Origin of the sequence: Paenibacillus macquariensis, assembly GCF_900156375.1 — a bacterium.
GTDB lineage: Bacteria > Bacillota > Bacilli > Paenibacillales > Paenibacillaceae > Paenibacillus_AQ > Paenibacillus_AQ macquariensis.
In genome coordinates this window covers 20894-28434 of record NZ_FTNK01000032.1, presented here as the reverse complement: position 1 = coordinate 28434, position 7541 = coordinate 20894, and the positions used below count along the sequence as shown (strand labels likewise).

Genomic DNA, 7541 nt, shown 5'->3' with positions numbered 1-7541 from the left:
GCGCACCATATGTTTGCGGACGTGGCTCAGCGGTAGAGCATCGCCTTGCCAAGGCGAGGGTCGCGGGTTCGATTCCCGTCGTCCGCTCCATTTTTCTTTATGTATTTGCGCCCTTAGCTCAGCTGGATAGAGCGTTTGACTACGAATCAAAAGGCCAGGAGTTCGAATCTCTTAGGGCGCACCATTAATATATTATCGGGACGTAGCTCAGCTTGGTAGAGCACCTGGTTTGGGTCCAGGGGGTCGCATGTTCAAATCGTGTCGTCCCGATATTATTTTTTGTGCGGGTGTAGTTCAATGGTAGAACTTCAGCCTTCCAAGCTGATAGCGTGGGTTCGATTCCCATCACCCGCTCCATATTTCTAAATTTATAATCCTTGAGATTCAAGGATTTTTTTGTATACATACAAATTTAATATATTGGGTAATGCAGTATATGTACTATGAATATTTAAGGTTGCTGATAGGAACTATACAATGGAGTATTAGAATACTAAGCCCCTATATTCCAGATATGGTAATTATTATATAGGTTATGTATAAATATGTGGATAATGAAATTTTCATGTATTATAATAATCCTCGAAAGTTGTTTCCTAACTCATATATTGATGTCGATGCGATTTTAATGAGTGAATTTAAATTCATTTATTATAAATATTAATACATGAAAAACTTGTTTAATTTAAAGAAAAATAAGGATTTTAATCTTGTTTTATTGTATGATGTTATGAAGTCTTAAGAAGGTGTCATAAATAGATAGCAATTAAAACAGAGAAGACGGGAGGAGTAACATGACTGAACTTACGGTTACCGCAAGCAAAAGTAACTCCAATAATCTGCTACGTAGAGACGTGCGATTTCTTGGTAACATTCTTGGAGAAGTATTAGTCCATCAGGGAGGCAACGAGCTACTAGAGATCGTGGAGAAGATTCGTGAAACAAGCAAATCTTTGAGATCTGTGTTCTTGCCTGAAGTTTACGCTGAATTTAAAGAAACGATTGACACATTAAAGCCGGATACACGCCATCAGGTGATTCGTGCTTTTGCAATCTATTTTCAGCTAGTCAATATCGCTGAACAGAACCATCGCATCCGGAGAAAACGTGATTACGAACGTTCTGCAGGAGAAACGGTTCAACCAGGTTCCATTGAAGGTGCAATTCAAGAATTGAAAGAACGGAATTTCACGTATGAAGAAGTTCAAGATATTGTTGAAGGTCTTTCACTTGAACTTGTCATGACAGCTCACCCAACAGAAGCTATGCGCAGAGCAATACTAGATATTCATAAGCGTATTTCAGAAGATGTTATGCTATTAGATAATCCGACACTTACTTTCCGTGAACGGGAACAATTACGTGAGAAGCTGTTGAATGAGGTTATTACATTATGGCAAACGGATGAATTAAGAGATCGCAAACCAACGGTCTTGGATGAAGTTAGACATGGTATGTACTATTTCCATGAAACGCTATTCCATGTCCTTCCGGATGTGTATCAAGAAATGGAACGATGTCTAAGTAAGTATTATCCTGGACAACATTGGCATGTTCCGACATATCTCCAGTTCGGTTCTTGGATTGGCGGAGATCGTGACGGTAACCCATCAGTTACTTCAGATATTACTTGGAAGACCTTGTGTATGCAACGTAAACTGGCAGTTCGTGAATATCACCGAATCATGTCGGAGTATATGCAATACTTAAGTTTCAGTACGTCCATAGTTACGGTGTCAAGTGAGTTAGAAGAATCCATCCTTAATGATCAATCGGAAGTACCTTTAAGTAAAAATGTGATATGGCATAATGAAAATGAACCTTATCGCATTAAGCTTGTTCATATGATGACAAAGATTAATAATGTCTTGGATGAGAGTAAAAAAGGTACGTCGGAACGTTATGCATCACCTGCAGAATTCATCGAAGATCTTAACATCATTGACCGGAGCTTACGTCATCACTATGCAGATTATGTTGCAGATACTTACATTAAAAAATTAATTCGACAAGTCGAATTATTTGGATTCCATACAGCTGCCTTAGATATTCGCCAACATAGCCAAGAACATGAGAACACGATGACTGAAGTATTGGCAAAAATGAATATTTCAGAAAACTATGCTGCACTTACCGAAGATGAGAAAATTAGTTTACTTAATAATTTGTTGAATGATCCTAGACCGATTACTTCACCTTATCATGTGTATACAGAGAGTACCAAAGAATGTCTAGAGGTATATCGTACGGTGTATAAGGCACAAGAAGAGTTTGGTACGGGTTGTATTTCGAAATATCTCATAAGTATGGCTCAAGGTGCTAGTGATATTCTAGAAGTCATGGTGTTTGCTAAAGAAGTGGGTCTATTCTCTCGTAATGCAGATCAGAGCGTTACTTGTACCCTTCAAGCTGTACCTTTATTTGAGACAATTGAAGATTTGCTAGCGGCACCTGATATCATGAGACAAGTACTTAATCTACCTATCTATCGTCAAGGCGTTGCTGCGATGAATGACTTGCAAGAAATCATGTTAGGTTATTCGGATAGTAACAAAGATGGCGGAGCAGTTACAGCGAATTGGGAACTTCGTGTTGCCTTGAAAGGAATCACTGCAGCGGCAGATGAATTCAACGTTAAATTGAAATTCTTCCATGGACGCGGAGGAGCTTTAGGTCGTGGCGGAATGCCACTAAATCGCAGTATCCTGGCTCAACCTGCTTCTACTGTAGGTGGAGGAATTAAGATTACGGAGCAAGGAGAGGTTATCTCTTCACGTTATTCCTTACAAGGAATAGCATATCGTAGCTTAGATCAGGCAACTGCTGCCCTTGTAACAGCCGCAATTAATGCTCGTTCGCCTCATAATGATCTGTATGAACAGCAAGAGGATCAGTGGGATGAGATCGTGAGAGGGATTTCTGAGGTCTCTCTTAAGAAGTATCAGGATTTAATATTCCGTGATCCGGACTTCCTAAGCTTCTTTAAAGAATCTACACCACTTCCAGAGGTTGGAGAGCTTAATATAGGTTCACGTCCAGCAAAACGTAAGAATAGTGATCGCTTTGAAGACCTAAGAGCGATTCCTTGGGTGTTTGCATGGACACAGAGCCGTTACTTACTTCCAGCTTGGTACGCTGCAGGAACGGGCTTACAAAGCTTTTACCAGAACAACGAAGAGAATCTTAAGGTTCTTCAAGATATGTATTCCAATTTCTCTTTCTTTACATCACTTATTGATACGTTACAAATGGCTATCGCCAAAGCGGATCTCTTGATTGCTAAAGAGTACTCTAATATGACGAAGGAAGAATCGTACCGTAACCGTATCTTTAATCAGATTGAAGATGAGTTCAAATTAACGACGGACCTTATTCTTCTAATAACAGGACAAAAAGAAATACTTGATAATGTTCCAGTTATTCAGGAGTCTATCCGACTTCGTAATCCGTATGTTGATCCACTTAGTTATCTTCAGGTTCAACTGATCAGTGAGCTTCGTGAATTGCGTGAGCAAGGCGAAGATAATAATGAACTATTACGTGAAGTGTTACTAACCATCAATGGCATTGCAGCAGGACTTCGTAATACGGGTTGATTTGCCGAGTGAAATATGGAATTATAAGTGTGTGAAAAAGTCGAGTGTTCCTTAGGGAACCTCGATTTTTATTTCGTTTTTTTGCTAAAGTTTTAGTTACGGTATTGCTTTTTGAACAGACATGATTTACGATTCTAATATTGTGCTATGAACCTAGTAATACCCATCAGCAAGTCTGGGGGAATTGTGTTGGACCAAATAGAGAATAGATTAACGAAGCTTGCACTGAATGGTGATCAACAAGCATTCGCGGAAATTGTTGAGTTGTATAAAGATAAAATATATCATTTAGGCTATAGGATGCTGAGCAATCGCCATGAGGCGGAAGATGTCGTTCAGGAGACTTTTTTGCGTGTGTTTAAAAGTTTGGATCGGTTTGATCCGAATCAGAAATTCTCTACGTGGATTTATCGGATTGCGACAAATCTATGTATTGATCGGTTGAGGAAAAGAAAAGCCACATATTCACTGGACGCAGATATGAATGATCAAGAGGGACTGGATGGTTATTCCTTAATCCCAAGCGATGATCGTACACCGGAAAGTGAGTTAATGATTTCAGAGACCAAACAAATTATTTATGATGCTATTGAAAGTCTACCGGCAAAGTATAAATCGGTGATGATTCTAAGATATCTCCAGGATTTATCTTTACAGGAAATTAGTGATGTACTCGGGATGCCCGTAACAACGATAAAAACCCGTGTTCATCGTGGGCGAGATTTTTTAAGAAAAAAACTAGAGCCTAAATTGTAAACTTCCCATTATTTTATGAAACATCTGTTGTTGTGATACGTATGTAAATTATCAAGTCTTGTCTTAAGTATAAGCTGATGGGAAATTAACAGATTTATTGAAAGGAATGGCTCATATGGAATGCAAAACAGCCGTCTCTTTAATGCATGATTATCTAGATGACGACTTGTCCAAGGAGCAAAGTTTGATGCTGAAAGCTCACTTGCTATCCTGTCCTAATTGTCGGATGGATTTCAAAGAACTTGAACAAACCGATATGATGTTGTATTCACTTCCTCACAATATTCCTTCTGCTTCGTATGAGCTAACGGATCGTATTATGAATCAAATTCCACAACGTAAGAAACAGAAGGTATGGGTTAAATGGATGAAGATTCATCCTGCAGCAACAGCGGCTGCGGTGTTCTTAGTGATCATGCTATTCAGTGCCATTAATATTTTTAACCAGAATAATCAATTGGTAATTCATGGTAATGACTTGGACGAAGTTGTAATAAATGGAAATACGGTCATTATTCCTGAAGGAACAACCGTTGCAGGTGATCTGACGGTTGAGAATGGCAAGGCAGAAGTATTTGGAGATGTAGAAGGGAACTTGACTGTCATTGATGGTTCGGTGTATAAAGCATCTACTGCACATATTTCAGGGGAAGTAAAAAGTGTTGATCGGGCGTTGGATTGGATCTGGTATAAGATCTCTAATGTTTTTTCGGAAGTTGTCTATCGCTAAGGCTTCAGAGTAATTAAAGGTAACAGTGACATTAATGGTGCCTCTTTTAAAATAAGAAGGCATCTTTTTTTGTACAAATTACCCAGTTTGTCCATTTTTATATAACCTTTACTTGCATCATGAGGTTGATCGTTATAACCTATAGATTAGGGACATTATATATAGAGAGCATAATATATTTTGAAGGGAATAAACGGGGGCCTTATTGATGAGTTATTTCACCGACATCACTTGGAGCGATACCATTAAGGATATTATTGATATCGCTATCGTATCATATATTATTTACCATGCTATTTTATTAATAAGAGGTACAAGAGCCATCCAACTGTTAAAAGGGATTCTTGTCTTAGTGATCATCTGGGCGCTAAGTACGTGGCTAAACCTGTATACACTCAGGTGGCTTATGAATCAAATGTTTACTTTTGGAGTCTTGGCCATCTTTATCATATTCCAACCTGAGCTTCGTCGTGCGTTAGAGCAGTTAGGTCGAGGTAAGTTTCTCGGACGAACGCTTGCCGATGATGAAGAATTCACAAAGCTCATTAGTGAACTAATGAAGGCTGTTAATTATTTATCACGTAGAAAGATAGGGGCATTAATTGTTTTTGAACGTGAGACAGGGCTTAATGAATACACTGAATCGGGTATACCTATGAATTCTGAGATTAGTTCTGAGTTGATCATTAACGTATTTATACCAAACACACCACTACATGACGGTGCCATGATTATACAATCGAACAGAATTGCTGCATCAGCTTGTTATTTACCTCTTTCAGAAAATCCTTTTATTAGTAAAGAATTAGGGACTCGCCATCGCGCTGCGATTGGAATAAGTGAGGTAGGAGATGCGATATCTGTGATTGTATCGGAAGAGACGGGACAGATATCCCTTGCGATGAATGGTCAAGTGGTCAGAGATATTAAGGAAGAGTCGCTGATCTCGAAGTTATATGAAGAATTACGTCCGAATAAAACTACAAAAGAGAAGCGCCCTGCGTTCTGGAAACGGAAAGGGGGCGGGACTCGTGGATAAATGGATTAAGAATAACACGGTTGTTAAGATTCTTGCGGTAGCTGTCAGTATCCTATTGTGGGGTATGGTACATATAGAGGATGTTTCGCCGACTCCGCCTAAATCCTCAATGGATACTTCTATTATTGAGAATGTCAAAATCCAGCCCACTGGATTAGATGAATCTGCATATGTATTAAGTGCAGTGGATACAGATCGCGTTAGGATGGAAGTGAAGGGTAAACGATCAGCTATTACGTCTATATTTAATGATGACTACAAAGTCATATTGGATCTAAGTAATGTAAAGGAAGGTACATATACTGTGCCTCTTTCTCATCAACTCCCATCTGGTGTGGAACTTGTGTCAATGGAACCATCTAAGGTTACGATTACGATTGAAAAGCGAACAAATGCAACGTTTCCTGTCTCTATTGTCACTACAGGAATTCAGTCTGAAGGTTATGCTGTAGGGAAACCAACGATCGAACCAGGGACTGTAAAGGTGACATTGCCAAACAGCGAGTTGCTAACAGTAGTTAAAGTACAAGGGACCATTGATCTTGATGGAGCTAAAGAATCGATCAATGAGAAGAAGGTAAAATTGGTTGCTTTGGACATTACAGGGCAGGAAGTAAAGAATGCGATTATAGAACCTTCCGTAGTATCTGTTCAGATTCCAATATCTGCGCCCTTTAAGACGGTGGCACTAGATGTTCAGTATAAAGGTAAGCTTCCGGAAGGACTCGTACTTTCCAGTGCAGATCCCAATGTAAAAGAAGTGAAGTTATTTGGTCCTAAAGATACACTGGCAACTATCGAGACGTATAATGTAGCATCGGTAGATCTGAAACAAATAGATAAGGCTGGCAAATATACACTAAATGTGAACCTTGAGCTACCTCCCGGTATAGAGAAAATTGAACCTAATGTCGTGGAAGTCACAGTTGAGGTTGTATCCGTTGAGCAGATTACGATAGATAACATTCCAATTGAAATTGAAGGTATGAGTGATGGTACCCAGGCAACGGTAATACAACCATCTGATAAGGTGGTTAGCCTGACGCTTACGGGTGCCTCGTCATTGCTTAGTCATCTAGAAGCTAGTGATATTAAAGTCGTTGCTAGAGTCGAGAATTTAAAAGCGGGTACCCATGAGGTAACTCTTCAGGTTACCCTTCCGCGCTTTACGACACTTGTTAGCGAAGAGACACTGATGGCTACGATAGAGGTGAAGGATACAAAGACTCCAGCAGATACACCAGAACCGGATAAGCCTGTTCTGGACCCTAATGATAAGAATCCTCCATCGGACCCAGTGACAGGGACCCCTGATTCTGAGGTACCACCTGATTCCAATATAAATTCAGGTACGGATCCAGTGAATCCGCCTACTGGAGAACCCAATGGAGATTCGAATAATAAGACACCCTAACATAAG

The 7541-nt window shown here is 39.6% G+C and carries 5 protein-coding genes and 4 tRNA genes; all 9 read left to right on the top strand.

What is annotated here, in order from left to right; translation table 11 throughout:
- Nucleotides 1–15 precede the first annotated feature (15 nt).
- The 9 genes from BW961_RS27585 (at nucleotide 16) to BW961_RS27545 (ending at nucleotide 7535) form a co-directional block, all read left to right on the top strand.
- A tRNA-Gly gene (locus tag BW961_RS27585) sits at nucleotides 16–90 on the top strand.
- Nucleotides 91–107: 17 nt separating this feature from the next.
- A tRNA-Arg gene (locus BW961_RS27580) sits at nucleotides 108–184 on the top strand.
- 12 nt (nucleotides 185–196) lie between these two features.
- Nucleotides 197–270: transfer RNA gene (locus tag BW961_RS27575), tRNA-Pro, on the top strand.
- A 13-nt stretch (nucleotides 271–283) separates the two neighbouring features.
- A tRNA-Gly gene (locus BW961_RS27570) sits at nucleotides 284–357 on the top strand.
- A gap of 437 nt (nucleotides 358–794) precedes the next feature.
- Entirely contained in the window at nucleotides 795–3596 is a 2802-nt protein-coding gene (gene ppc / locus BW961_RS27565; RefSeq protein WP_068586123.1) for a phosphoenolpyruvate carboxylase, read from the top strand.
- 189 nt (nucleotides 3597–3785) lie between these two features.
- Complete coding sequence (sigW, locus tag BW961_RS27560) at nucleotides 3786–4352, top strand: RNA polymerase sigma factor SigW (protein WP_068586126.1); 567 nt, start codon at nucleotides 3786–3788, stop codon at nucleotides 4350–4352.
- Nucleotides 4353–4467: 115 nt separating this feature from the next.
- Nucleotides 4468–5082 carry a zf-HC2 domain-containing protein gene (locus BW961_RS27555; RefSeq protein WP_068586129.1) on the top strand — a complete coding sequence of 205 codons (615 nt, stop codon included), beginning with the start codon at nucleotides 4468–4470 and terminating at the stop codon, nucleotides 5080–5082.
- Between the two features lie 208 nt (nucleotides 5083–5290).
- Nucleotides 5291–6121 carry a diadenylate cyclase CdaA gene (gene cdaA, locus BW961_RS27550; RefSeq protein ID WP_068652090.1) on the top strand — a complete coding sequence of 277 codons (831 nt, stop codon included), beginning with the start codon at nucleotides 5291–5293 and terminating at the stop codon, nucleotides 6119–6121.
- Nucleotides 6114–7535, top strand: coding sequence for a CdaR family protein (locus tag BW961_RS27545; RefSeq protein WP_068586136.1), 1422 nt, complete (start codon nucleotides 6114–6116; stop codon nucleotides 7533–7535). Before cdaA ends, BW961_RS27545 begins: the two co-directional genes overlap by 8 nt.
- Nucleotides 7536–7541 lie beyond the last annotated feature (6 nt).